Source organism: Natronorubrum sp. A-ect3 (assembly GCF_041821125.1).
Lineage (GTDB): Archaea > Halobacteriota > Halobacteria > Halobacteriales > Natrialbaceae > Natronorubrum > Natronorubrum bangense.
In genome coordinates this window covers 60082-85613 of record NZ_JBGUBB010000011.1, presented here as the reverse complement: position 1 = coordinate 85613, position 25532 = coordinate 60082, and the positions used below count along the sequence as shown (strand labels likewise).

The following is a 25532-nucleotide window of genomic DNA, read 5'->3' as shown; positions in this document are numbered from 1 at the left end:
ATCAAGCCACGAGAAACGTTTGAATCGGTGGTGTGTGGGGCCGACCAGAGAGCTGCCCGATGAGTCACAAGAAGCCTTGGTTCTCTGCATTCTGGCGAAGAGACTCTAAATCCAGCTCACCGCTCATATGCAAATTCTCGAGTGTCGAAAGAGCCGCATCAATCGGTACATCGATCTCATATTCGTAATGAACAACCACGGTGAGATCAAACGCTATATCGTCGGCGTCGGGTACCAAGACGTATAGGCCGTATACTCGCTAGGCTAGCCGTCAGACTCGGCAAGCCACTGCAACACATCGACGAGAACTTGATTCGCTGTCTCGACAGTGGTTCGCTGTGAGAGTGTGTTCGGCCCGTCCATCGGTCCCTCGAGAACGCGCCAAACACCGCCGTCTTGTGCGGCGACGAGCCGCTGCTTGCGGTCGTGGTCGTCGACAGCGATCATGTCGTCGTCAAAATCAAATTTGATGTTGACCACAAGTTAGTATTCTATTATGTTGGTCTTGAATGCATCGATGACAGTCCCTATTCGCTATCCGACGTGAGACTCGGTCGGGATCGAGACGAGTAGTTGCGACTATTGTTCGTGGACGGTGCCATCAGCCCGCTCGGCAAGGCGCTTGAAGTGACCCAGTCAACGACGGAGGTGAGTAAGCCAACTGCTTGCCTGCCGTTGTTTGACAGTACAGCCGTAGCTGGTTCGATCCATTTCCAGCGAGTCCATCATTGACATCCTCCCCGCCTGAAGACGTCCCCAGCACGCAGAGCGTTCTGGGGTGCGAACGAGACGCGTTGCATCTCGTTAACGCGGGAATCCCGACCGCGGTTGGGATATTACGGTCTACGACAATACTTGTTCTCGCGGTGCAAAGCATCCGCTCTCGGAATCGAACAAATACGTCGATGGCTGTGCCAACCAGCCGGTACTCCTATCTCCCCCATCACAAGCGAGACTCGGAGATACTTTCCGTCGAATATTCTCAGCCCCATTCACATCCGCATTCGCAACCACTCCACACTCATCACACACGTACAACCCACGCTCCACGCGATTCGCCTTTCTCTCCCGGCCACAACACGAACACGACTTCGATGTACCTCGTTCAGATACCCGTTCCACCGAGATGCCTTCTGCTTCAGCCTTGAACTCCAACAAGTTCGTGAAACGGTCGAACGCCCACGAGTGCAAGTCGAGATTGCCGTGTTTACCCCAATCCTTCACATCACCATCCTCGTCTTCACGGATACCACCGAGATTGCCAATAGCTATGGTGCCCACATCTTCTTCGACACACCGTTCGACGAGGTGTCTGGACAGAACGTGGAAGTAGTGCGTGCGTCGATTGGATTTCTTCGCGTTCAATCGCGTGGCCTGCTCCGAGGATGAGTCATCACCGTTTAGAATTTAGATCGCCATAGAAATATTACCATATTTTCTATACTTTTCGTGAGGGAGGGAGGTCGACGTACTTAGAGGTCCGTCGTGCTGTTTTCAGCCGCTGTATTGCTCAGTTTCGGCAGAGAAAGAGGATTTCCGGCAGTAACACATAGATACCGTCATTTGCAACTCTTTCGTAGTGACCGGTTTCAGTTTCGATCTGAACTCTATTCTTTCGGTTTTAATGGTTTTACTGCCTCGTCGGGCACAATTCCCGGCTTAGACTAGATTTCGAACCGCGTCGAGCACCTTATTGCGACCTAAGAAGTGCCCGACGGAACTATTAGTTGATTTGAAACCGTTTTATGCAGTCCTGTACCTCCAAAATCCTCCAAAGAAGGGCTAGGGTACAACGGTGCAAACGCCGCTGGCTCTCTCTAGCCGATGGGCTATCAAACAATGAGAATCCGAACTCAGAATATCAGAATTCGATCATAGAATTGTGATACGATTTGCGGCGATGTTTGTTGTTTGTTTTCATCACGAAGTCACAATCCAAGACCAGCAAGATGCTCAAACCGTCCGAAAAAACGGTTCAGTGAGAAAGAACTAGAGGCTCCTGTTGGAACCAACGATGGCCGGTGGATTGAAGAGTGGGCGCGCCGCTGTGTGAACCTCGAGTGTCTTCCATCCTTTACTACGGTCTCCTCGAGGACGGTTTATTGGACTGGAAGACATGACAGTTTACCTATGTAATTTACTCCGATGGTGACTTTTTCCCCACCCGCCTGACCATCAGGCACGCAGTTGAGTGAGAGCGTACATTCGCTGATGATGATGTGGTCCCTGATATCCTGGATGCAACTGGTGGGAACGAGGAGTCGGTCATTTCGAAGCCCGCTGACTGACTTGAGAATCGCCCGTGGGAGTCGAGTATGTTGAGGAACAGCGGGAACTCGACAACTACCGAGCCCGCCGAGAGAAGAAACTCGATCAAGCCGGCGCGCTCACGCGAGCGAAGTGGTGGCTCCCGCACCCGATTCGCTTGAGTTGGTCCGTGTAGCTTCAGAGCCAAGCCCACGAAGCACTCGGCCTGCTCCGCCTGTAAAAGACACTGCCATTACGCCTGTTCAATCTGTAAGAAGCGTATTTAGTGGAGACACCACCCTGCAAGTGTTTAGTCTGTTAAGACGCTCTAAAACGCTCATTCAAGGCATTTCTAAATTACACCCACAGTTTGGAGAGAGTATTCCGCCCACTTGATTTGTAGAGTACATACGCTACAGGTGAACAAGGCAGAGTGTCTCGAGAGGGTTCACTAGGACACTACCCTGCAAGTGTTCTCAATTTGAAAAAGATAGCCTCTCTTTGAGCGGCAAGAGAATCCCGTCGTTCACAGTGAGCCGTCACGGACCACCGTCTCCGTGGCCTTTTTAACAAATCGCAAGACACGAAGTGGATTTAAGCAAAGCCACGATTGAAATTACCTGTTGACAGAGCTGTCGTACATCGCTTCGAAGTCCCACTCTCCGCGGATCAACTCGTCGACACCTTCCGTGAGCGTTACCTCGCCGAACACGGTTGCTCGGTAGTACGTGTACAGTCCGTCCTGCCCCCGTTCCGTGCGCTGACGTCGCTCGACAAGGCCGACGTCGAGGAGCTTGTTGAGGTGGTAATGGAGTGTACTATCGTCGATTTCGATTTCCTCCTCGAGTTCCGTCGGGCTCATGTCCCCGCCGTGGACGAGCCGGTAGAGGATCTCGTACCGAGTGCGGTGCCCGACTGCAGCATGCATCTCGAGGTACTCCTCAAGATTGAGAATACTGTGCGGCGGCAGCAGATCCTCTGGGTCCTCCGGTTGTTCCTCCACTGACAGCGCGCGTTGGGTTGGTGGATGCTGTGACCCAAAGAATCCAAACGCACGAGACCGAAGCGGCTCTCATCGACACGCTTCCCGGTTCGCAGCCGGAATCATGCAACGTGAACGTCGCGGCGATCTTGATCGTCTGGACTGAGTCGTGAATCGCCTCGGGGTCAAGCCCCTGCCTCAAGGAAGCCATATCAGTGGCTGAATAGGAAGGGAGAGTTCACCAAGAGTAGCCGAACCGGCCGTATCAGCGTTAGGTCGAACTCAATCGGTCAGTGACGGAGCAACCAGCCGCCGAATCTATATACAGCTCCCCGAATGTCTGACTGTGCAGACGACTCTCCGGGCGAACGACTGGATATGCGTCGACGGCTGTGCAGTTCGCGGGCAAGCGTTCGACGGCAGTACAGTTCTCGAGGGGAAGCGGTTAGCGGCGCGGTTCCTCGAGTTCGACAAGGAGCGGCCACTCGACTCCGTAGCGGCCATTGCCACGGAGCTCGAGGGATTTTATGCTGCGGTTCTTACGACGGACGAAACAGCGACGCTCGTCGCCGACGGCGCCCGATCGATCCCGATCTACTACGACGCCGATGGAACCGTCGTCTCGGATCGCGGCCGGGTCGTCCGGGATACCATCGGTGCCCAGCGTGATCCGATCACCGAAAGCGAGTTCCTGCTCACGCGGTACGTGACGGGTTCGGAGACGATTTGGCGAGACGTCCATGCGACCCAGCCCGGTGCGGTCGTCACCCTTGAAAACGGCACGGTCACGGAGCGAACGTATCGCGACTACTGGCCCGCCGGTCCGTCGAGTGGGTACGGCGAGAACAGTGAAAACCCGGTCACACAGTTGGAACGCGCTCTCGAAATCGCCCTCGATCGGTTAGAGCGCGTTGCCGGCGATCGGCCGATCGTCCTGCCGCTGTCGGGCGGCTACGACTCCCGGCTGCTTGCGTCGGCACTCGTTGCCCGCGATCGCGACGTGATCGCATTTACGTTCGGCCGCTCGGGCCATCCGGACGTCGAAGTGAGCCGCGAGGTTGCGACCCGGCTCGGAATCCGCTGGGAGTTCGTCGCGTACGACGAAGCCCTATGGGACGAGTGGTATCACAGTACGAGGGCGAAACAGTACCGCACTCGAGCCTTCGGTGGCGACGCACTCCCGTTTCTCGCAGAGGTCCCCGCCCTCCACCGACTTCTCGAGGAAGATCGGCTCCCACGAGACGCGCTGTTTTGTCCGGGTCACACCGTCGCGACCCCAAGCGAGCGCCTTCCAGTGTTTGTAGGGGAACCTGATCGAAGTGAGACCGAAACCCTCGTTGGCTGCGGGCCGGCCGTTGATGCGACGGAGACGCCTGATCGAGAGACTATTGCCCCGTCGATCGAGGCGCTCGTCGACTACGTGCTCGAAACCCACTACACGCTCTGGGAGTGGGACGACGAGGCGTTTCGGACGATTGCTCGCGATCGGATTCGTCGCGGGTTGCTCGGCGGTCGAGACCCCGACTCCATTGTCGACCCCGCACGCGCCGCCGCAAGCTACGAACGGTGGGAGTGGCGCGGTCGCATGGCCACGTTTACGAACGGTGACCTGCGGGCGTACGAAGATGCGGGCGTCGACTGGTGGCTCCCCCTGTGGGATCCAGCGTACGTTCGGGCCTGGGAACAGGTGCCACTCGAATGGCGTCGCGAGAAGCGAGCCCATGCCGAACTTGCCGTCGATCGCTACCGCCGGGCTGCCGGTGTCTCATCTCGGCGAGCCGCAATCACGGACCGATCACTCTCGCCGGTCGATCGACAGCTCTCGCTGCTCAGGCAGACGCCGGTCGGTCAGTTTACCGAACGCGGCGGCGACTGGGAACCGCCGTTTCTCGCCCCACAGTCGGCATGGAGTGAGCCGGAACAGCATCCCCTCGCGTGGTACGGCGCGGTTGACGACGAGTTGCGCAGGCGGCTGCCACCGGTTCAAAGCTTCTACGCGCTTCAAACGCTGGCCGAAACGGGACGGCTTGACCTTTCGGACGCGGGTAGTCCGGTCCCGGAGACAACTATGATATCTCTTTTGACAGAATCTGTGGACTGAGAGGACAGAAACGCGACGCTTACATACCACCGGGTGAGATTACCCGGTAATGAGACGGCGTACGTTTCTCACGACGAGTGCGGGGATCGCGACTGTCGGTTTAGCCGGCTGCTCGGGAGTTAATATCGAGAGTGACGACGGAGACACTACTGATTCCGTTGACGATGGTGTCCTCACTGTCGGTACCTACGATTCGTTTATCGATGCACCGAGTGATAGTCCGGGCGAGTGGATCAAAGACGAGTTCGAGTCGCGCCACGATGTCGAACTCCAATGGGAGACGCCAAGCCAGGAACTCAACCATTACGTCGAACGGCACAATCAGGGTGCGGAGATCAACGCGGAACTCTTCCTCGGTGTCAGACCACAGAACCTCGTGCGTGCCGACGAGAACATCGACGGCGATCTGTTCGCTTCGACGGACGAAAGCGAACTCTCGAACGCCGAGGGTATCGGTGAGGAGTTCTACTTCGATCCGCACGGTCGAGTGATTCCGACCTTCCAGAGCCACTGCGGGATCGTCTACGACGGCCGATCGCTGTCAGAGCCAGAGTCCTTTGAGGACCTGCTTTCCGAGGAATACGAAGGGAACCTCGCCCTCTCGAACCCCAACGGGTCGACGACTGGTCTCCTCTTTTTCCTCTGGACGGTCAACGAGTTCGGTGAAGAGCGCGCAATCGACTACTGGAACGATCTCGTAGACAACGACGCACGGATCCTCAACTCCTGGGGTGACGTCTACAACCGGTTCACCGAGGGTGAATCAGAGGCCGTTGTCTCCTATACGAACGACCGTGTCTTCGCCAAGCGCTTCGACAACGACCTTGAGAAACACCAGGTCGCGCTGCTGAACGGGCAGGGGTACACCAACATGGCCGGGATGGCCCGCTTTGCAGCGGGAACGAACGACGAACTCGCCTACGAGTTCATGGACTTCATCCTCGAACCGGAGGTCCAGGCCGTGATCGCCGAGCGAAACGTTACCGGGCCAGTCAATACGGAAACCGAACTCCCAGAGGTGTACGAAGAGTACGCGGTCGACCCCGAAGAACCCGTCTTCTTTGGGTACGACGAACTCGAGGGCAACCTCTCGACGTGGCTGCGCAACTGGGAACGTGAAGTCACGGGTGGCAATTAAACAGATGGAGTCGATGAGCGACTCGAGTCGGGGCTTACTCGTCGCTTCGAGCCTCGCGACCGAGTTCGCCTTCGACAGCATCCATCTTGTCAGTCCCGGTCATTTCGACGGCCCGTTTCTCTTCGACCTGCACCAGGGTCTGGATCTCGTCGGTGCTGACCGCTTCGTGAGCGGCTGCACACGCGGCAAACAGCTCGTGGATGTCCTCAGCCTCGATGATCGTCGCCATCGGGGTCGTCTCGTACGTGACGTCGTGGCTCTCGAGCGCGTCGATCGCCGCGGCGACGTCTTCGGTGATATCCTCGGTCGTTACTGGCGTGACACGAAGCAGTCCGAATACGGTCATACCACGGCGTTTGCCCGACCACAGTATAATCGTTGGGTTTGGCTGACACCGTCGGTTACATGGAGTGGAGCCACATGACGACCGACGGCACTGACCAGCAAGACGCCAGTTCCGACACGCTGGCCCGGCGAATCCACGGAACCGTTGAACGGCGAGCAATCGCCGGTTTCGGCGTCGTGACGGGGATTTTGCTGGTGTTGATGTTTTATTACCCGGTTGCGACCGTCTTCATCGAATCCGTTCTCGTCGAGGGCGTCCTCACACTCTCCGTCTTTGTCGACCTCCTTCGGGATCCGTTCTATTTCGGCGATTTCGCCCGGCTGCTTTCGGGTGAGTCACCGCTTGCTGTGGGACGAGATTTCCTCTCGAGCGATCGCCGCCTCGGGGTCGTCGGCTTCACCGCCTATCAGGCGGGGCTCTCGACGCTCGTCGCCGTCGCCCTCGGGCTTCCAGCGGCGTACCTGCTGGCTCGTTATGAGTTTCGTGGCCGGCGAACACTTCGATCGCTAACGATCCTGCCGTTCGTTATGCCGTCGATCATGGTTGCCGTTGGCTTCGTCGCCACGTTCGGTAGCAATGGGACGGTCAACGGACTCTTTTCGACCGTCGGCCTCGGCCCGTTCGAGATGTTGTACACCCTCGAGATCGTGTTGCTCGCTCACGCCTTCTACAACGCCCCACTCGTTGCACGGGTGACGACCGCGGCCTGGGAGTCGGTCGACGCCAGTGCAATCGAGACAGCCCGAAGTCTCGGGGCGAGTCCACACCGTGCGTTCTTAGATGTCGTCGCCCCACAGCTCTACCCGGCGATCCTGATGGGGGCCGCGCTCACCTTCGTCTTCACGTTTGGAACGTTTCCGATCGTGCTGGCTCTTGGGGGCCTCAATCTCGTGACCGTCGAGGTGTTCGTCTACAACCTGATCCAGAACCTGAACTACACCGAAGCCGCCGCACTGGCGATCGTCGAACTCGTCATTTCACTCGGTATTCTCTATGCCTATCTCCGATACGAGGCGAAACACGTCGTCCAATCGCGGGGCATTCGACCGCTCCCCCGGCGACCGATCGTACCCAAGACGCTCTCGGTTCGGGAACTCCTCCCGCGAGTCGGCCTTGGCGTCTACGGTGGTATCGCCATCTTCGTCTTCGTCGCACCGATCGTCAGTATGATCTATGCGAGCGTCAGCGGGCCCAACGGGCTCACGGTCGCTCACTACCAGTTTCTCATCGATCGCCAGTCGAGTGCCGCGGCGTTTCAGGTACAGCCGTGGACGGCCATCCGCAACTCGATTGTGTTTGCAGCGGGCGCGCTCGCACTCGCCTTGCCGATGGGGCTGGCGATCTCCGTGCTGACGACCCGGCAGTATCGCGGGCGAAAACTCGTCGATGTCACCCTGATGGCGCCGTTTGCCGTCTCGGGGATCGTTGTCGGTATCGGCCTCCTTCGAGGTCCCGTCTTCGGCATCGAGATTGCAGGGTGGCAGATTACGATCGCGGGTGCACTCGCAATCGTCGCTGCTCACGCCGTCTCCTGTTACCCGTTCGTCGTTCGGACGGTTGCCCCCGGCCTCGAGTCGATCGATCGATCGCTTATCGAGTCCGCAAGAGCCCTCGGAGCCTCTCGAGTTCGGGCCCTCGTCGACATCGAACTGCCGCTGGTCTGGCCGGGCGTCGTCGCCGGGGCGGTGTTTGTCGTCGCGATCTCGATGGGCGAGTTCTCCTCGACGATCATCCTCGCGACGGGGACCAACCAGTACACGATGCCGATCGCAATCGAACGCTTCATCGGTCGCCGACTCGGACCGGCAACCGCTATGGGTGTTGTCTTGCTCGTCGTCACGAGCGTGAGTTTCGTTATCATCGATCGACTTGGAGGTGAGAGCTTTGGCATCTGAGGAGGGCGCCTTCTCGAACGTCGCATCGCCAAACACCGAGGCACCGATCGCTCTCGAACTCGAGGGCGTCAGTAAACGCTACGGGGAGACAACTGCCGTCGACGACGTCTCACTATCGGTTTGCGAGGGCGAGTTTTTCACCCTCGTTGGCCCCTCCGGCTGTGGCAAAACGACGACGCTCCGGCTGATCGCAGGCTTCGAAACGCCCACCGAGGGCGTCCTCTCTTTCGGCGGCGAGGACGTCACCGGGGTCCCGCCTGAAGATCGTGATATCGGCGTTGTCTTCCAAAACTACGCGCTCTTTCCGCACATGACTGTCGGCGAAAACGTCAGCTATGGGCTGCAGTTCGCCGACGCACCCGGTGGCGTCTCCGACGAACAGCGCGTCTCGGAACTCCTCGAGTTAGTCGATCTCGCGGGGATGGAAGCTCGCAAGCCAGACCAGCTTTCGGGCGGGCAACAACAGCGGGTTGCGATCGCTCGAGCGCTGGCACCTGGCCCCGACGTGCTCTTGCTCGACGAGCCGATGAGTGCGCTCGACGCCCAGCTCCGAGAACGCCTGCGAGTCCAGGTGAAAGCAATCCAGCAGGAACTCGAGATTACGACGATCTACGTCACCCACGATCAGGAGGAAGCACTCGCCGTCTCCGATCGGGTCGCCGTCATGCGTGAGGGAACGCCCGAACAGATCGCACCTCCGCAAGCGATCTATCGCCGCCCCGAAACCCGGTTCGTCGCGGAGTTCGTCGGCGACAACAACGTCTTTACTGGCACGGTCGCCTCGGTAGACGAGACCACAGGCAAATTGCCACAGGTTGAGGTTGATATCGGCCCCGAGACGTTCACGATTGCCGTTGCTGAACACGAAATCGAGATCGGCGACGAGGTCACGTTCTGTATCAGACCCGAGTATTTACGGATCGACGGCGGACAAGAGCGCTCGAGCGGTCAGCGGCCGTCCGACCAGCATGGTATCAACGCGACGACTGCAACCGTCGTGAGCGCCGAATTCCTCGGCGAAACGACGCGAGTGCATCTTGAGTGGTACGATCGGGAACTGCTCGTGCGGACACACGACCCCTTGTCCGGCGAGGTGACGGTGGCGTTCGAGCCCGAGGCTGTACACGTGATCGACGTTTCGTAAGAGGGGCGGCCAAACCGTATTTCAACTGATCCCCCGAGAGCGAGGAAACCAAACGGTATTCACGAGCAAAAATTTGCCATAGGATTGAGTCAGTCAGGAACAGTGCAAAGAACAGAGGCCGTACCAAGTTCTGTTTGCATACAGTCTATTGGAATGCAACCATGCCGCCAATATCCCCCACTATTCGCATTTAGGGACACCCCACGATGTCTTCAGGTGTAAACAGCGAAACATCGTCGCGATTCGCAGCCGCCTGCTGTAAGTCATCGGAAAATCCGGATCGGCAGAAACAGCAGTAGTGATACTCGAGATCAGTATCGTTCGGTGGCGACCACCGGATTTGTGCTGCGCTGCGCTCGAGGTCGTGCAAGTCGCCTTCGGTCATCTGCCTGGTCGTGTATTTGCACTCGCCAGCGACGAGTGTGCCATCGCTTGCGAGCCCGACGACGTCAAGTTCGTGTTGCTGGTGCCACCAGTACCCAATTCCGTGGTACGTCTTGGGAATCAGCGATGGAAGCGCGTTCTGACAGACCTGCTCGAACATCGTGCCCATATAGTCGGTAAACGTCGGTTCGACCAACTGGTCGTAGGCGTCGTCGCCGAGTTGGACGAGCTTTCCTTGCTGGCCGTAAACATACCGGAACCAGAACTGGAACAACGGCTCTTTCAGTCGATACCGACTCTTTCGCGTTGCGTTCGGATTTGCAGTCACAGGAATGTCGCGTGCAACCAGTCGGAGACGGCGAAGTTTCGAAAGATATGCACCGAGGGTATTTGAGTCGACGCCAGCGAAATCGGCAATCTCGTTGGCTGCACGCTTGCCGGTTGCGATTGCCCGCAAAATCGTGTAGTACGTTTGTGGCTCGCGAATCCCGAACTCCGTGCGCAACAGGAATTCAGGTTCGTTGTGGAGAATACCGTGTTCCGAGAGAATGTGTGACTGGATGTTCTCGCCGAGCGAAGCGGACGGTGTGAGCGCTTGGAGATAGTACGGCGTCCCGCCAAACACTCCCCATGTTTGGATAACCGAATCGGGGTCGTCATCGGGATACAACTGTTGTGCATCCACAAGGTCAAGCGGTGGAAGATCGACCGTCCCTGTCCGTCGCCCATACAACGGGCTTCCCCCACTGAGGACTTTGTCTTCCATGATACTAATCGATGATCCAACGAGTACGAGGGTTATGTCCGTATCCTCAAGATGCATGTCCCAGACACGCTGAATCTTTGAGGGAAGTGCATCGTCTGATTCGACAAGATATGGGAACTCATCGAGAACCACGATTGCGTTCTGTCGCCCGAGCGCCCGAAGTAAGGCTTCCCAATCGCGTTGTATGTCATCCAGTACAGGAAACGTCTCGCTAGCCGTGTCGACGAAGTTTGCGAGTTGGGCATCTGACGTTTCTTCAGTCGCTTGCCAGTAGATGGCATCGTCACGTCCCTGAATCGCTTCGCGAACAAGTGCGCTCTTTCCAAGCCGCCGTCGACCGTATACGACAATCAACTCGGCTGTGTCACGCTCGAATCGAGATGCCAGCAAGTCGAGTTCAGTTTCGCGGTTGACAAAGCGCGGATTGGTCATAGTCTCATTTGAACTCCCGTGAGAATAATGGTTCTGGTTATCTAAATCGCAGTTAGTAAAATCGTGATTTTACTCGGGTAGACAAAGGTCAACTGTAATCGAATGTAGCCCGTCGATCAGGAACATATCATAGTCCAATTGCGGTACGCACTCGAGTCGTAGCCGTCCCGTCCTCGGATGTCAATCGGAAGGGGTTAAAGGGAGAGCGGAAAATATGATATATGGCTAACATTGGCGACGGCATATCTGCAAAAATGGCCGAGAAATTTTTTGCGAGTCGTGGCCACGGCGTGCTCTCACTTGCAGACGATAACGATGGACATGGAGTTCCAATCTCGTATGGGTATGACCTCGAGACGGGGCGGTGTATCATGCAGTTCGTGCTCGACACAGCGAGTCAAAAGCAGCAATTTCTCGAGGCGAGCGACACTGTCACCCTGACGACCTACGAGTACGATGCTGACGATACGTGGCAGAGTGCGATCGCCACTGGATCGTTGGTGTCGCTCTCGAGTGAGGACGTTGCGAACTGGGCTGCAGCGATCTTTTTCACGAACGCTGCGAACGTTGAGACGGCCGTCCGGCAGGAAGCAAGTGAGACGGCGATCGAGTGGTATGAACTCGAGATTGAATCTCTCACCGGTCGTGAAAACCTCGGCGACGAGCAGACGAAGACGAAATTCGAACTCGAGCAGTGACCTCAACGCCGGATACGGCACGATATCCAACTGGAGAACGCTCTCTTCGAACTGCCCTTTCTGCGCAATATTCACGGACGGCATGAGGTCGGGGCATCTGTCTCATACCGTCCGTGAACTACTCCGACCTACCGCGTTCGGGCCTACCCAACGCTCGCTTCGGAGAACAGGTGACGTCGATCACCGATGTGAACGTCGACGAGCATAAGCGAGCAAACGCCGCTCGCCACCGAAACCAGTATCCAACTCCCCCAGCGGAGACCTTATTGCTGGAGAGTGATTGATCACAACAGTGACTGCCAGTTCGTTGAGCGAGACGCTCCGAGAGACACTCTCGCTTTTCGAGAAGTCCGGAGCCCCACTGACGACGATCGAAGTAGCAGACCGACTTGGTCTCGATCGTGAGAGTACCTGCGAGCGCCTCGAGCGCCTTGTTGACTACGACGAACTCGAGACGAAGACCGTCGGCACGAACGAGCGTGTTTGGTGGCAGCCACGATTGTCACCGAAACCGCCATCGCCAGACCGACGTGAGCACGATCTCGAGCTGTGTTGGACCTTGCTCGACCACTCGACCGACAGCGTGCTGATTGTCGATCCCGACACAGGGGAGTACATCGACGTCAACGAGACGGCCTGTCAGCGCAGTGGCTACTCGCGAGAGGAGCTGCTCTCGCTATCCGTTCCCGACCTCGAGGTCGACATCGACGATCTGAGCGAGTGGCACGCGCTCGTCGACGAACTGCGGGCAAGCGGAACGACCGCGTTCGACGGCCGCCACCGGCGAGGCGATGGGACGACGTATCCGGTCGAAGTCACCGTGACCCACGTTGAACTCGACCGGGAGTACGTCCTCGCAGTCGCTCGGGATCTGACGGCGCGCCGGAAACGCAAACACGAACTCGAGCGGACGAAGCGCTGCTTCGAGGCGATCTTCGAGGACCCGAACATCCTCGTCGGCCTCCTCGAACCTGACGGAACGGTCGTTGACATCAACGGGACGGCGATGGAGTACATCGAGGCCGACCTCGACGACGTGGCCGGCGATCCCTTCTGGGAGACGCCATGGTGGGGAGCTGGCGAGGAGATCCGCGCAGACGTGAGGAAATGGATCAAGCGCGCAGCGGCCGGCGAATACGTCGATTTCGAGACCGATCTCACCAGGCCCAGCGGCGAACAGTACACGCTCGACGGCGTCTTCAGACCGGTCATGGACGACGACGGTGACGTCGTCTCCATCATTGTCTCCGACCGTGACGTCACCGAACGTAAGCAGCGTGAGCGCGAGTTACAGGAAAACGAGGAGCGGTTACGGCTCGCTCTCGAAGCCGGAGAGATGGGGACGTGGGAGCTTGACCTCCAGACGAAGGACTCGCCCATCCGCTCCCCACAGCACGACCGCATCTTCGGCTACGACGACCCGCTCGACGAGTGGGACTTCGAGACATTCCTCGACCATGTCCAGACGGACGACCGCAAGGAAGTGAAACGGAGATTCGAAGCGGCGTTCGAGACGGGAACGTGGGATTTCGAGTGCCAGATCACCCGAGCCGACGACGAGCAGCGTATCATATCGGCCCAGGGAGAGTTCCACTTCGACAGCGATGGGGAGCCGACTCGTGCGGTTGGCGTAGTCCAAGACATCACCGAGCGCAAGCAGCGCGAACGCGAACTCGAAGAGTCTGAACGGCGCTACCACACGCTGGTCGAACACTTCCCGAACGGCGCTGTCGCGCTCGTCGACGAGGATTTCCGGTACGTCACCTTCGGCGGCACCCCAGAGGGAGACACGGACGTGACGCGTGCGGACCTCGAGGGGGAGCCGCTTCGAGACGCACTGCCGCAAGAGCTGGCAGACGTCGTCGTCCCACGGTACGAGGACGCGCTCGACGGCCAAGCATCCGAATTCGAGAGTACGATCGGCGATCGGATCTACCAGTTCTATTTCATGCCGGTTCGAGACGACAGTGGGGAGATTTTTGCCGCCATGGGCATGTCTCAGGACATCACCGGGCAGAAGATGAGCGAACGGTATCTTCGGGACGCCAAGTCCCAGCTCGAGGCGGCGACAGCGGCCGGCGCAATCGGGACGTGGGAGTGGGACGTCCAGAACGACGAGATGATCGTCGGGCAGTCGTTCGCTCGGACCTTCGGTGTTGATCCAGACGCGGCCCAGGAGGGCGTCTCGCTCGATCGGTTCATCAACGCCGTCCACGAGAACGACCGTGAGCGAGTGGTCGGCAAGGTCGAGGACGCTGTCGAGACCTGCAGCGAGTACGAAGCGGAGTACCGTGTCTGGAACGCCGACGGGGAACTCCGCTGGGTCGTCGCACGCGGTCGCGTCGAATGCGACGACGACGGCAGTCCGCTGACGTTCCCAGGCGCGCTGACTGATATCACCAAGCGCAAGCACGCCGAACTCGAGCGCCAGCGGACCATGGAGCAGTTGGAGACGCTGGTCGATATCCTCCCGATCGGCGTTGTCGTCGCCGACGCAGACGGGTCGCTGATCAGAGCCAACGACACAGCCAGGGAGATCTGGGGCGGTGACGTGTTCGATGCAGAGTCGATCGCGGAGTACGACAAGTACCCCGCGGTGTGGGCGGATACGGACGAGCCGGTTGCTTTAGACGACTGGACGATGTCACAGGTCCTCTACGGAGCCGAGGTCACGGAGCCGAACATCTACGAGATCAGCGCATTCGACGGCGAACAACGCATCATCATGGAGCACGGCATGCCGATCAGAGACGAGTGTGGCGACGTGAGTCGCGCCGTCGTCACCCTGACGGATATCACCGAGCGCCGTGAGTACCAACGCAAGCTCGAGGAATCCAACGATCGGTTGGAGCAGTTCGCCTACGCGGCCTCTCATGACCTTCAGGAGCCACTCCGGATGGTCACGAGCTACCTCCAGTTGCTCGAGAAGCGCTACGGCGATGCCTTCGACGAGGATGGTGAGGAGTTCCTTGCGTTCGCCGTCGACGGGGCCGAGCGGATGCGTGAGATGATCGGCGGCCTCCTCGAGTACTCCCGTGTCGAGACGCGTGGCGATTCGTTCGAACCGACGGATCTGGACGCTCTTCTCGACGACGTGCTCGTTGATCTCCAGCTCAAGATTGAGGGGAGTGACGCCGAGGTCACTGCCGAAGACCTCCCGCGTGTCGAGGGCGACGCCGGTCAGCTGCGGCAGGTGTTCCAGAATCTCCTCTCGAACGCGCTCACGTACAGCGGGGACGAACCGCCACGGGTTCATGTCAGTGCCCACCGCCGTCGAGGAGAGTGTGTGATCTCGGTTGCAGATGATGGGATCGGGATTAATTCCGGGAATCAAGACCGCATCTTCACGGTGTTCGACCGACTTCACAGCCGCGAGGAGTACGACGGCACCGGGATCGGCCTCGCACTCTGTGAACGGATTGTCGAGCGTCACGGCGGCGAGATCTGGGTCGACTCCGAACCAGGAGAAGGCGCGACGTTCTCGTTTACGCTGCCAGCGGCAGATGCTGGAAAGAAGTGACCACAACAGCGATCCGGTGACATTCTGCTGGCCGAGGGCGATCCTGGAAATCTCTGCGTTTTGGTATCTACCGAAAAGCAGCGAGAGTGCCTCGGGGTCGTACGGAAATCTCCGATTTCCGTGATGACGAGAATCTCCGATTCTCGAACCACTTGACCTCGAGGGTGAATCGCGTAAGCTATATGATGCATCTCACCGTATTGACGAGTACAGTTGCGACGTGGGTTAAAGACCGTAATCCGAAGCAACTGCCGGCAGTTGCGAGGAAATGCGACACCTCTCAAAACCCGCGTCTTTGGCGTGGTGCGACGGGTGTTGTTGGGCGGGGTGGAGCCGCCGACCCTCACGGACGAAGCGAGCGTTCGGGTGTTAATTCCAACCGACCCATTTCGGGAAGGTCGAGGGGAATTACATTCGCCTGCGACGGCGCGGCCCGTTTTGGGACGTGCGGTCAAAACGGTGAAGCCGCGGGGCTTGCCCCCGCGGTACTTCACCTGCGGCTCAACTGCCCTACCCAACTTCACTCACCCTGACGGCTTCACTTGTGGAGAGTGGGACTTGTCCGTGGACTCTACGCCTACTCATTCCGGGTGGGCGTTGAGCGACTATCTCAGCCACTGAGCCACGCGCCGAAGACCGTGGCCAGCAACACCATGCCGATACGTCCACTGCGTCAGTCGGAGAACGCCTTTCGAAGGCCATCAGTTTCGGCCCGGTCGGTGTCATCACTCCGGTAGTCATCGAGAGATGGGGCGTCGTCCTTAGAGTCATCGTCTGCAGGAACTGCATCATCGGCCGACGTCGGACAGCCTTCGGGGACGAAGTTTTCGGGATCGTTGCCGTTTCCGTCCTTGAAATTCACGGATCCATCGCCGATGGTGCGCCACCCGCCATTGAACTCGTCATCCCACTCCGTCCCGGAGACATCGATCTGACTCCCTTTCTCATTTGCTCCGGCGACGAACGAGTAGTGGTGTTCATGTCGAGGTGACAGTCTTTGACTTCAACTGAGCCGGGCGACCATGCCCAGACACCGCGTCCCTTGCGGTACTGACGGTCATCATTGACATCCTCCCCGCGCTAAAGGGCGAGGATTCCCCGAAGGGGATATTCAGGTTGCGCGTTTCCTCGGACCTCAAGTACGCTTTCGCGTGGGCCGTCAACGGTTGCCACCGAGTTGTGACCAACGGTGTGCGTTCCAGCGCGTGTAGCCCTGTCAATGGGGCCTTCCTCCCTGTCAACTACAGGCGTCAACAGCGTGGGACGTTGTCCCACGAGCAATCGGGCGTAGCCCGATGACGACGGCTGGCTATTCAACCAGCGAGGTAGCACGGTTCGCGTCAGCTGAACTGTTACGCCGTGCATGGTTCACCCTCCCGTTGTGCGATATTCTCCGAAGCGTTCAGGTCAGCATGGCGTCCACGCCCACATTCCGAACACGAAAAGCGGTCGCCATCACGGGTTCCCATCGAACCACACGCCGAACACCGCTGGCTGGTATGGTACGCATCAACCTTCTCGACGCGGATACCAGCGCGTTCAGCCTTGTACGTGATGAACTGTTGGAGTTGGTGGAAATGCCACGAGTGAACGCCCGACCACGAACTATTTTCGCGGATACCTTCGAGGTCTTCCATCCGAATGACGGGATTCTCGAACTGCTCCGCAAACGTGATGAGGCGACGGGAGAGTTTGTGATTCAAGTCCTTAATCCGACGCTGTTCTTTGTCACCCACGCGGTTACGTGCGCGAAGCGCACCCGCCTCCGATAGCGAATCGCGTAGGGAACGATATTTACGTCGAACGTACTTCGCCTCACCGCCCGACACCAACATCGACTCGTCCTCGCCGTATGCGGTCACAGCAAGGATGTGTCGCTCACCAATATCGACACCAATGGGCGTCTCACCCGACGTGTCGGAGTCGTACTCGATATTGAACGTACAGTACCAGTCGTCGCCACGACGGTACAGTTGAAGTCGCGTCTTCTTTGCGTTGCCCTCGACCAGACGGTCTACGGGGTCGGCAATATCGTCGTACACTTCGATGGGTGTGTACCACCATTGGGAGACACACGGGAAGCCGACGACGACCGTGCCGTTCTCGGTCGTGTCGATCTCCCAGTTCTGGTTGTTGACTGCGAACGGCTGACTCTCTCGGTAGCGAACCGCTCCATCCTTACTGTGGTCGGATTTCGCCTCTCGGATGGCTTGGTTCTGGATAGCCGAGTAGAGGTCGTTGTCGATGCTGGCGGTGGTCACGGATTTGCTGAAGTCGCCGTTCTCCCATCCGTCGGTACAGAACTGTTTGGTATCACGGTAGAGGCGAGAGGCGTGTTGCCACTCTTTCCGCCGTGAGAGGGATGGATTGTGGAACTTCGCGGTGACAGTCACCGTGACCATTACAACTGTAATTAGATAGGTTGGCTTAAGTATCTGTTGGAATATCAGGCCGTGCTATCGTCGGAGGGTTGTGTCATCGACTGTCGGATTCATCCCCGCGCTGAAGCACGGGGCTCTCTCCTTGATTCTCCGTAAGTGCAGGGGACTTGGTTGTCAAAGTCGTTATCAATGGCGATAGTTGCCGAAACCAATCACCACGGTATCTGGAAACTAGATCGGTGATCAAAACGGATGGTTCAGCTTGGGTGGTGCGAGAGAAACACCATGCCAATCGTTCTACGACACCCTCATAGAACGCCAACTACGTCTCTCACCCACCGCTCTCCTCGTCACCGTCGTCCTCGAGGTCAGCGTCGCGGCCATACCCTTCAATCTCCTGAACTTCGGCGTCATCGTCTTCATCACCGGTTCCGTTCTCATCCGCGCCATCGTCCCCATCACCGGCTTCGGTTTCATCCGCGTCATCGTCTTCTTCCTCCTCGAGTCCATCCTCGTCGTCCATCTCGTCGTCTTCGTCTGGCTCACCATCTTCATCAGCGGTCGTCTCGTCCTCGTCAGTCTCTCCGAGGTCTCCACAGCCAGCCAGTCCCACTACTGCACCCGCGCCGGCAAGCGATATCAGCCGGCGACGTGTGATTGTTCGATCTGTCATGATGCAGTTCAGATACGACGGAACGACGAGATAAGGGCGGCCGATAGTTCGGACACTCAATATGGATTGGGCGTAATCCAACCGAATTGGATTGCTGATGGAGATGACTACATTGGGTAACCAATTCGTACTCATTTATGTAGGCTGTGTCTCGAAGAGTGCTGTGTCCCCGTGCTATTTAATATATAGATATAGTATGGAGACAATATGAGCGAGATCTTAGGCCGAGACCTGCAGCAAAAATCCATTGTCGGGACCAACGGCACCAGTTTTGGGACGCTGTACAACGTCACAATGAAGCCCGAATCCGGCGAACTCTGCAACCTCGTTGTCGATCCGAAAGACCAATCTTCGTCAATGGTCACCGACGAAACAGACGATGATCGGCTCCGGATTCCCGTGAGCCAGATCAAAACGGTGAACGACCAGATTATTATCGATACCGACTAGACGGCCTGAACAGCAGGTCAAGCAGTAGTATCCAAGACGGTACAGACAGTAGTCCAGCACGAACTGCGACAGCGAGACGGGATCGCTCGAGTAGAGCGAGCGCGATCAAGAGTACGTCGACTACGACACGGCAAACGAATCGTTCTGCAGCGGATAACACGGAACCCAATCGGAACACGCTCTGAGGCGCTGGCGTGGTGCAACTTCAGGAGAGCACGTTCGTGACGACAATGTAGCCAATGTACAGCAACAGAGCAAGAATCGCGAGTGAGACGACCGTACTCACGATCCACGTTACGATTCCGAAGACGACGGCGACGATCTCGAGGACGATCCACAGTGCAACGAGACCGACCACGGCAAGACCGACGATTCGCAGGGGACTGGTCATAGCTAGAATATACGAGTGAGAGATCATGAGTACTCGTATTTGTGTCGCGTGAATCAAGCATGAGGTCCCGACACCGCTGACGATGTGACGACCAGTGGCTGGTCCTGTCCGATCCCATCGCCGCACTCGCCTTAATAGTCGATCAATGGCGTGAGCAACCAGCGAGTGAAAGAGACTCGAGCAACAGTTCGGTGGTTTCGTCGAAATCCGTAGCGGCGTAACGTTATCATGAATTGAGGCGCTAAAACCCCGTCTTTAGGGCAGGGATACAGCGCCGCACGTTTCGCAAACGTCCCAACGGAAGACTTAGTACCTTCCCAAGCGTGGACAGCTAGGTTATCTCCTCTGGGCGCGTATCTACAGGAATGAGCCGAAAGAAGTACATCGTCGATCTCTCAGACGAAGAACGCGCTGAACTCGAAGCGTTCGTTACGAAAGGCACACACCGGGCAGAAGCAATCACCCGCGCACGGATCCTCCTGAAGGCTGATGACGGGCTCACAGATGCGGCCATCTGTGAGCACGTCGGGTGTTCGGTCGGCACACCCCATCGGACCCGCAAAGCGTACTCCGAGCGAGGGATTGCGGCGATCCATCGCCGCAAACCCGACAGAGACTACACGCCGAAACTCGATGGCCGGGCTGAAGCCCATCTCGTCGCTCTCGCCTGTTCAGAGCCACCAGAAGGCCGAACGCGCTGGACGTACGCGCTTCTCGCTGACCGCCTTGTCACGCTTGAGGAGATCGAGTTCGACTCAATCTCCGAGGAAACCGTCCGACAGCGGCTAAAAAAACGACCTGAAGCCACACCGCTCTGAGTACTGGCTTATTCCGCCCAAAGAGAACGCAGAGTTCGTCTATCGGATGGAAACGATCCTTTCTCTGTACGAAGAACCGTACGACGAGAGCCGTCCAGTCATCTGCTTCGACGAGTCCAGTAAGGAACTTCGAAAGCACGTCCGCGACCCGCTCCCGGTGACGCCGGGAGCGGTCGCTCGAACAGATCACCACTACGAACGCAATGGGAAACGAATGCTTCACCTGGCGACTGAGCCGTTAACTGGCCGGTGTCGTCTCCATGTGACTGAACGACGGCGGACCTGTGAATGGATCGACTGTATGCAGGCGATTGCCGACGACTACCCGGATGCAGACCGCATCCGGGTAGTCTTAGACAACCTCAGCACGCACAATCCGGCTGCCTTCTATCGGTTTTTCTCGCCTGAGAGCGCACGCGAGCATCTCGATCGGTTCGAGTTCTATTACACGCCCACGCACGGAAGTTGGCTGAATATGGCCGAACTCGTCTGGAGCACGCTCCAGACACAGTGTCTCAACCGCCGAATTCCGGACGCAGCGACCCTCCAGTCGGAGGTCGCTGCGTGGGAAGCTGAGCGCAATGAATTAGATGTAACGGTCAACTGGCAATTCACAAACGAAGACGCTCGAACGAAACTACACCGCCTCTATCCAACTATCGAGGAGGCTGAGAACTAGTCACTCGACGTTTGGGACGGTACTTAGTGCCCCACGGACGTATATTCGTTTGTCGACGCGCCGGTCTCCCGTCGCGTCTCGACATCCCACAAACTGGCAGTTGACTCGGTGTTTGCCTCATCAAACAAGTAAGCCCGTGGGACGCAGCCCGACAGAAAATAACCAAGTAACTCCGAGTCCCGTGCGGGATAGGAGTAACGGATGCGTGGCACCTCCACGAGTTCGTCGGACTCGAAACCGTAAATCTCCCAACGAACCGCCCTTTTTGGTGGGCGTGGGAAGCCTCGTCGTCGTCGGGCTCTGTCCGACTGCCTGAGGGATCTTCGATCCCTTTCCGTTTACGACGGGGAGGATGTCACTAGCCAGGCCCAAAGGCCGCGATATCGGCACCTACAGTCGCCAATGCGTCGGCGGGGTTCGGGTCGCTGTCGGCCAGATGCGTGTACTGGTGTTCCGGGATACTCGACAGCGACGCTGCGACGGCCTCGCTGTACGTTTCGACGCCCGGTTCCGTCGGGTCATCGCCACCCCAGACGTCCCGGATGACCGTCATCGAATCGATGCGCACTTCCAGCCGACGTGGCTCGTAGCGAGCCAATAGTTCAGAGAGCCCGAGCTGGAGAGCGACGTACTCGGCGGTGTTGTTCCCTGTCCGGGAGCCGACGGGTCGGCCGAGACGGGCAAGTTGGTCCTCCGCAGCGTCCATGATGACAGCGCCCGCCCCTGCGGGACCGGGGTTGCCTCGGGAGCTGCCGTCGACATAGAGGATGAATGTGTCGCTCGTCGGCTCTGGGATGGGTGGGTGAGTGAGTTCCGACCCCGGCAGAGTTTCGATCGCGTGACGCAACTCGGCCGGGGAGGTCGCAGGGTCGAAGAGACCGCCGTAGCCGGGGACAGCGTTGTCGATGACGTCTGTGGCGGCCGTCATCTCGTAGCCGACGCCTGCGAGTACCTCATCAACAAGCGTGGCGAGCGACGAGAGGTGTTCGGCTGGAAGGGGGTCAGCGGTCACGCCACTTCCTCCTTCAGGCTTCGGTTCCAAGCCCTCACACCCTCGCTCCCGGATGGTCTCGTTGGCTGATCGCACCACTGCATACAGGTCCTCGGTGGTCAAGCGACATAATCTCTTCAGGTGGCACCAGTGGCGAGCAATCTTGAATCAGTTGGCTGCTTGGAATCCCAACGGCAGAGTGGAGGCCGCGGAAAAACGCAATTTGGGTTGGACCGTGGCGCTGGTCAGGATATCCGATGAAATAGCGTAACAACTGAAACGGGTTCCATACCGATCGCACAGCCATCGTGCAATTAGGTATGCACTGATATTCAGTGCTACTATGATTCCGTATCGGGCTACCCGAAATAGTATACAACCAGAATCAGCGCCGCGATACCCGAGAGCACCGCCCAAACGACACGGTTCCAGTCGTAGACGATCCGTCCGTTGTAGCTATCAAAGGGCCAGACAATCACCCACAAGTCCACGACGACGAACACCGTAAGCGTGAGAACCAGCGATTCCAGCGTGGCAGCCTCGAGCCAGCCGCTCGTGCCGAGCCACTCACTCATAGCGATAACGCCGAGAAGCGTGGCAAGCAACAGAACTCCCCATGCCGTCGCCGCTGGGCCCAACACCGAGAGCTCGTCACGATAGTCCCACTCCGACCGCTCGGGGGTGATGTGGCCCGGAACGGGAAGGAAGCCACCGAACACGGCGATGGCGCCAGCGAACGGGTATACGTTTCCCCAGTCCCAGAAGACCCACTGCCTGCTGTCACGAGACGTGAATACAGCGTACGGAACCCACCGAAGCGAGAGCAACACGCCGGCCGTCACGGCGAGACCAACAGTCGTCAGATCCCACGACTGGACGTCGAGTCCACCGACGACGATGGCGAGCAAGACCACATGAACGAGGACTGTCTCGGAAAAACGGCGGGCCGTCCGAAGCGGTGAGCGGCGCTGACGGCCACGAGAGTTGCTGACCTCACTGTCACTGGTCGCTCGATCAGTTGCATTTGCGGGCTTTTCGGGTGGATACCCCGACAGCTCGGACGACTCTTCTCCAGGGAGTTCCAGATACCAGAGATCACAGCCGACGTTTACGAAGTGAAACGTCTTGAGCCAGACGAGTCCGCCCTGTTTCGGGCCGAACCGTTCGAGGAGCGTACTCGAGGAAATACGACTGAACCCTCTGCGGGCGAATAGCGCACTCGAGGCAGTGTTGGGCCACTGGACCACTGTCACGACTGCCCGACAGCCCTGTTCGACGAGATAGTCCAGGGCGGCGTCGACCAGCTGGTCTCCGATCCCCCGGCCTTGTGCCGACGGGGAGGTAAACAGCCACGACACGATCCCGACGTCGCCCGCCGACCCGTCGACGATATCGAGGACGACGCCACCCACGACCTCGCCATCGACCCGTGCGGCGAGCGTGTGAGCGGAGAGACTGACAAGATAGTCCTGCGGAGTGGCGAATGCGTCGGCCGCGATCTCCTCGAGTCGACGGCGCGTTTCGACCTCTTCCTCGGAAACGAGCGTTATCGACGGATCTGATGTGGCAGCCACGGATGTTCAGTGTTCGTTCACGTTCAGTGACAATAGTAGTACGGGTATTGGTTGGTCGGCTCCGGCGAACTACACCAGTAGCGACTCGAGTCCCCGGTTGGACTCCGGTCTCCGATATCAGGTACTGCAGTGGCACTCCAGACCGAAGGAATCCGATGGCGGCGAAAGCGGACTCGAGGGGAGATCACCGTCCAGTTCTGGATCGTTGTACCCGACCGGGGCGATGTCGTTGTGCGTCCAAATAGGACAGCGACACGAGCGCGTGGAGGTGTTTGCGGCCGACGCCGAGTTCGAACTTCCTACCCCCCGAAGATAGAAATATCGTTCTCGAGGCAGTAGTCGGTCGTCTCGAACAGTGTCCGCACGGAGCCAAAACGTGAGGGCTTGATCGTTGACATCCTCCACACGACTGACGTCGTGGGCTTTCTCCTCGATGTTCTGTAAGTACAGGCCAAGCAGGTACTGGATAGCTTTCCGTGTATTCTATAATCGTCATTGGATGCCACTATGTTCTAGCATATACTAATTATCAAACATATTTTTATAAAGAACCAAAAGACGATTTATGAACCGTGCATATATTGCTGTTGCGGGAATCGCACTTCTCGGCCTCATCCTTATGTTAAACCCATTCTACTTCTACCCGGATGGAGGCGGAGATTTCGAAGTTACGTACCATGTTGAAGAGATTGAAAATGAAAGTGTAGCTGAAGTGGCTCTTCTGCAATCTGAACAAGTATTACACTGTCCCGGCGAACGTCCTTGTGCCTTGGAAAGACAAATACTTGAAACGGGTTCTGTTGAATACGACGGATTCATAGATGACTACGAGGAGGCCCGTGATGACCCTCTTACTAGTGAAGACCCGCGGTTGTATCCCATAGTCAGAATTGAAGGCGAAATGTACCTTCCAGAAAGCGAATACGAAAATAATAGGACAATATTGACGCTCTCAAACATCAGCAGTATGGATGCAGTTGAACACGCCAGTGTGGATGCAGAGGACCGCTCTAAAGAAGTCCGTGAGGCAGTCGAAACAGGATCGGTTACAGTATACGGCGAACGTGTTGAGGAGTTTGAACAGAACCTGATTATTGAACACGACGAGGACTATTATTGGCAAACACGATATCGATCTCAAGGCGGCCATTGGACGGCAGGTGGAAATCTTAGCGGAGTCAGAGTGGTTCTATTTACTTTGGGTGGCGGGTTGTTGGCTTACGCTGGATGGTGCGTTCGGAAGGTAACTAACTGAGATCCACATACTGACCGATTGTGATATCCTCCTCGTCGTAAACGGAGAGGGATCGAAGATCCCTCAGGCAGTCGGACAGAGCCCGACGACGACGAGGCTTCCCACGCCCATCAAAAGGGCGGTTCGTTGGGAGATTTATGGTTTTCGGTCCGACAAACCGATGGAGGTGCCACGCATCTGTTACTCCTATTCCGCACGGGACTCGGAGTTACTTCATTGTTTTCTGTCGGTCTGTGTCCCACGGGCTTACTTGTTTGATGAGGCAAACACCGAGTCAACTGCCAGTTTGTGGGTGTCGAGACACGACGGGAAACCGGCGCGTCGACGATTGAATATACGTCCGTGGGGCACCTAAAACCGTTGATTCGGACGTTTTCGAAATGTGCGGTTCTGTATTCCCGCCCTAAAGGACGGGGTTTTAGCACCCCGATTCGAGATAAGGCCGTCTTATTCAGCATGGCTCTCTCATTGCCATTGTGTTTAACAGTATCTTCAGTGGTATGTGAACACAGCCATCATGGTGTCTTATCCTTGATTGCAATAAAAAATGCCACCAATGGAAGTGAAAAAACAAACGCAAATGCGATCGAAAATCGAAGAAACAACAGGGTGATTGGTTGATCAATTAGGCCTAGTAGGCTGAATAGTATCGCATAAATTGGGATGC

20 protein-coding genes and 2 pseudogenes are annotated in these 25532 nt (G+C 57.6%); 10 read left to right on the top strand and 12 right to left on the bottom strand.

Annotated features, from left to right (window positions below):
- Window positions 1-264: 264 nt before the first annotated feature.
- The 3 genes and pseudogenes from ACERJA_RS19140 to ACERJA_RS19130 form a co-directional block, all read right to left on the bottom strand.
- Entirely contained in the window at window positions 265-480 is a 216-nt protein-coding gene (locus tag ACERJA_RS19140; RefSeq protein ID WP_373609811.1) for a hypothetical protein, read from the bottom strand.
- Window positions 481-843: 363 nt separating this feature from the next.
- Window positions 844-1395 (bottom strand): annotated as a pseudogene (locus tag ACERJA_RS19135) (RNA-guided endonuclease InsQ/TnpB family protein); the annotation flags it as partial.
- A 1468-nt stretch (window positions 1396-2863) separates the two neighbouring features.
- Window positions 2864-3250: a helix-turn-helix domain-containing protein gene (locus ACERJA_RS19130; RefSeq protein WP_373609810.1), complete on the bottom strand. Its 387-nt coding sequence runs from the start codon at window positions 3248-3250 to the stop codon at window positions 2864-2866.
- A 325-nt stretch (window positions 3251-3575) separates the two neighbouring features.
- On the opposite strand from ACERJA_RS19130, the gene ACERJA_RS19125 reads away from it, so the two are divergent.
- Both ACERJA_RS19125 and ACERJA_RS19120 read left to right on the top strand, forming a co-directional pair.
- The gene (locus tag ACERJA_RS19125) at window positions 3576-5330 is read left to right on the top strand and encodes an asparagine synthase-related protein (protein WP_373609809.1); all 1755 of its coding nucleotides are present in this window, start codon (window positions 3576-3578) and stop codon (window positions 5328-5330) included.
- A gap of 49 nt (window positions 5331-5379) precedes the next feature.
- The gene (locus ACERJA_RS19120; protein ID WP_373609808.1) at window positions 5380-6468 is read left to right on the top strand and encodes a thiamine ABC transporter substrate binding subunit; all 1089 of its coding nucleotides are present in this window, start codon (window positions 5380-5382) and stop codon (window positions 6466-6468) included.
- 34 nt (window positions 6469-6502) lie between these two features.
- Here the strand turns inward: ACERJA_RS19120 and ACERJA_RS19115 are convergent, their stop codons facing one another.
- Complete coding sequence (locus ACERJA_RS19115; protein ID WP_373609807.1) at window positions 6503-6814, bottom strand: thiamine-binding protein; 312 nt, start codon at window positions 6812-6814, stop codon at window positions 6503-6505.
- Window positions 6815-6888: 74 nt separating this feature from the next.
- Here ACERJA_RS19115 and ACERJA_RS19110 point away from each other — a divergent pair, with 74 nt between their 5' ends.
- Complete coding sequence (locus tag ACERJA_RS19110; RefSeq protein ID WP_373609806.1) at window positions 6889-8709, top strand: ABC transporter permease; 1821 nt, start codon at window positions 6889-6891, stop codon at window positions 8707-8709.
- Window positions 8699-9853 carry an ABC transporter ATP-binding protein gene (locus tag ACERJA_RS19105; RefSeq protein ID WP_373609805.1) on the top strand — a complete coding sequence of 385 codons (1155 nt, stop codon included), beginning with the start codon at window positions 8699-8701 and terminating at the stop codon, window positions 9851-9853. The genes ACERJA_RS19110 and ACERJA_RS19105 overlap by 11 nt, the downstream gene beginning before the upstream one ends.
- A gap of 190 nt (window positions 9854-10043) precedes the next feature.
- Here ACERJA_RS19105 and ACERJA_RS19100 read toward each other — a convergent pair whose 3' ends face one another.
- On the bottom strand, window positions 10044-11435 hold the full coding sequence (locus ACERJA_RS19100) for an ATP-binding protein (protein ID WP_373609804.1): 1392 nt from the start codon (window positions 11433-11435) through the stop codon (window positions 10044-10046).
- A 254-nt stretch (window positions 11436-11689) separates the two neighbouring features.
- On the opposite strand from ACERJA_RS19100, the gene ACERJA_RS19095 reads away from it, so the two are divergent.
- Window positions 11690-12133: a pyridoxamine 5'-phosphate oxidase family protein gene (locus ACERJA_RS19095; RefSeq protein ID WP_373609803.1), complete on the top strand. Its 444-nt coding sequence runs from the start codon at window positions 11690-11692 to the stop codon at window positions 12131-12133.
- Between the two features lie 292 nt (window positions 12134-12425).
- On the top strand, window positions 12426-15653 hold the full coding sequence (locus ACERJA_RS19090) for a PAS domain S-box protein (RefSeq protein WP_373609802.1): 3228 nt from the start codon (window positions 12426-12428) through the stop codon (window positions 15651-15653).
- Between the two features lie 673 nt (window positions 15654-16326).
- Here the strand turns inward: ACERJA_RS19090 and ACERJA_RS19085 are convergent.
- From ACERJA_RS19085 to ACERJA_RS19075, 3 genes are all read right to left on the bottom strand, one after another.
- Window positions 16327-16515, bottom strand: coding sequence for a hypothetical protein (locus ACERJA_RS19085; protein WP_373609801.1), 189 nt, complete (start codon window positions 16513-16515; stop codon window positions 16327-16329).
- 490 nt (window positions 16516-17005) lie between these two features.
- The gene (locus ACERJA_RS19080; RefSeq protein WP_373609800.1) at window positions 17006-18055 is read right to left on the bottom strand and encodes an RNA-guided endonuclease InsQ/TnpB family protein; all 1050 of its coding nucleotides are present in this window, start codon (window positions 18053-18055) and stop codon (window positions 17006-17008) included.
- 310 nt (window positions 18056-18365) lie between these two features.
- The gene (locus ACERJA_RS19075; protein WP_373609799.1) at window positions 18366-18707 is read right to left on the bottom strand and encodes a hypothetical protein; all 342 of its coding nucleotides are present in this window, start codon (window positions 18705-18707) and stop codon (window positions 18366-18368) included.
- Window positions 18708-18914: 207 nt separating this feature from the next.
- On the opposite strand from ACERJA_RS19075, the gene ACERJA_RS19070 reads away from it, so the two are divergent.
- Window positions 18915-19157 (top strand): PRC-barrel domain-containing protein, encoded by a 243-nt coding sequence (locus tag ACERJA_RS19070; protein ID WP_373609798.1) that lies wholly within the window; start codon window positions 18915-18917, stop codon window positions 19155-19157.
- Window positions 19158-19362: 205 nt separating this feature from the next.
- Here the strand turns inward: ACERJA_RS19070 and ACERJA_RS19065 are convergent, their stop codons facing one another.
- Complete coding sequence (locus tag ACERJA_RS19065) at window positions 19363-19548, bottom strand: hypothetical protein (protein ID WP_373609797.1); 186 nt, start codon at window positions 19546-19548, stop codon at window positions 19363-19365.
- Between the two features lie 365 nt (window positions 19549-19913).
- Here ACERJA_RS19065 and ACERJA_RS19060 point away from each other — a divergent pair, with 365 nt between their 5' ends.
- Together ACERJA_RS19060 and ACERJA_RS19055 are read left to right on the top strand one after the other, a co-directional pair.
- Window positions 19914-20366, top strand: coding sequence for a helix-turn-helix domain-containing protein (locus tag ACERJA_RS19060; RefSeq protein WP_373609796.1), 453 nt, complete (start codon window positions 19914-19916; stop codon window positions 20364-20366).
- Window positions 20347-21045, top strand: a complete 699-nt coding sequence (locus ACERJA_RS19055) for an IS630 family transposase (protein WP_373609812.1) — start codon at window positions 20347-20349, stop codon at window positions 21043-21045. The genes ACERJA_RS19060 and ACERJA_RS19055 overlap by 20 nt, the downstream gene beginning before the upstream one ends.
- A gap of 358 nt (window positions 21046-21403) precedes the next feature.
- On the opposite strand, the gene ACERJA_RS19050 is transcribed toward ACERJA_RS19055, so the two are convergent.
- The 3 genes and pseudogenes from ACERJA_RS19050 to ACERJA_RS19040 form a co-directional block, all read right to left on the bottom strand.
- A complete protein-coding gene (locus ACERJA_RS19050; protein WP_373609795.1) occupies window positions 21404-22057 on the bottom strand; it encodes a ribonuclease HI family protein in 654 nt (217 codons plus the stop codon).
- 338 nt (window positions 22058-22395) lie between these two features.
- Window positions 22396-23610, bottom strand: coding sequence for a GNAT family N-acetyltransferase (locus tag ACERJA_RS19045; protein WP_373609794.1), 1215 nt, complete (start codon window positions 23608-23610; stop codon window positions 22396-22398).
- A 117-nt stretch (window positions 23611-23727) separates the two neighbouring features.
- Window positions 23728-23999, bottom strand: a pseudogene (locus ACERJA_RS19040) (hypothetical protein); the annotation flags it as partial.
- Window positions 24000-24175: 176 nt separating this feature from the next.
- Between ACERJA_RS19040 and ACERJA_RS19035 the strand changes: the two are divergent.
- Window positions 24176-24865, top strand: a complete 690-nt coding sequence (locus tag ACERJA_RS19035; protein WP_373609793.1) for a hypothetical protein — start codon at window positions 24176-24178, stop codon at window positions 24863-24865.
- Window positions 24866-25532: the final 667 nt, after the last annotated feature.

Coding starts and splice junctions, on each gene's coding strand:
- ACERJA_RS19075 (WP_373609799.1), bottom strand. CDS start 18,707: ATGACAGATCGAACAATCACACGTCGCCGGCTGATATCGCTTGCCGGC.
- ACERJA_RS19070 (WP_373609798.1), top strand. CDS start 18,915: ATGAGCGAGATCTTAGGCCGAGACCTGCAGCAAAAATCCATTGTCGGG.
- ACERJA_RS19100 (WP_373609804.1), bottom strand. CDS start 11,435: ATGACCAATCCGCGCTTTGTCAACCGCGAAACTGAACTCGACTTGCTG.
- ACERJA_RS19060 (WP_373609796.1), top strand. CDS start 19,914: ATGAGCCGAAAGAAGTACATCGTCGATCTCTCAGACGAAGAACGCGCT.
- ACERJA_RS19065 (WP_373609797.1), bottom strand. CDS start 19,548: ATGACCAGTCCCCTGCGAATCGTCGGTCTTGCCGTGGTCGGTCTCGTT.
- ACERJA_RS19120 (WP_373609808.1), top strand. CDS start 5,380: ATGAGACGGCGTACGTTTCTCACGACGAGTGCGGGGATCGCGACTGTC.
- ACERJA_RS19110 (WP_373609806.1), top strand. CDS start 6,889: ATGACGACCGACGGCACTGACCAGCAAGACGCCAGTTCCGACACGCTG.
- ACERJA_RS19115 (WP_373609807.1), bottom strand. CDS start 6,814: ATGACCGTATTCGGACTGCTTCGTGTCACGCCAGTAACGACCGAGGAT.
- ACERJA_RS19095 (WP_373609803.1), top strand. CDS start 11,690: ATGGCCGAGAAATTTTTTGCGAGTCGTGGCCACGGCGTGCTCTCACTT.
- ACERJA_RS19035 (WP_373609793.1), top strand. CDS start 24,176: ATGAACCGTGCATATATTGCTGTTGCGGGAATCGCACTTCTCGGCCTC.
- ACERJA_RS19080 (WP_373609800.1), bottom strand. CDS start 18,055: ATGGTCACGGTGACTGTCACCGCGAAGTTCCACAATCCATCCCTCTCA.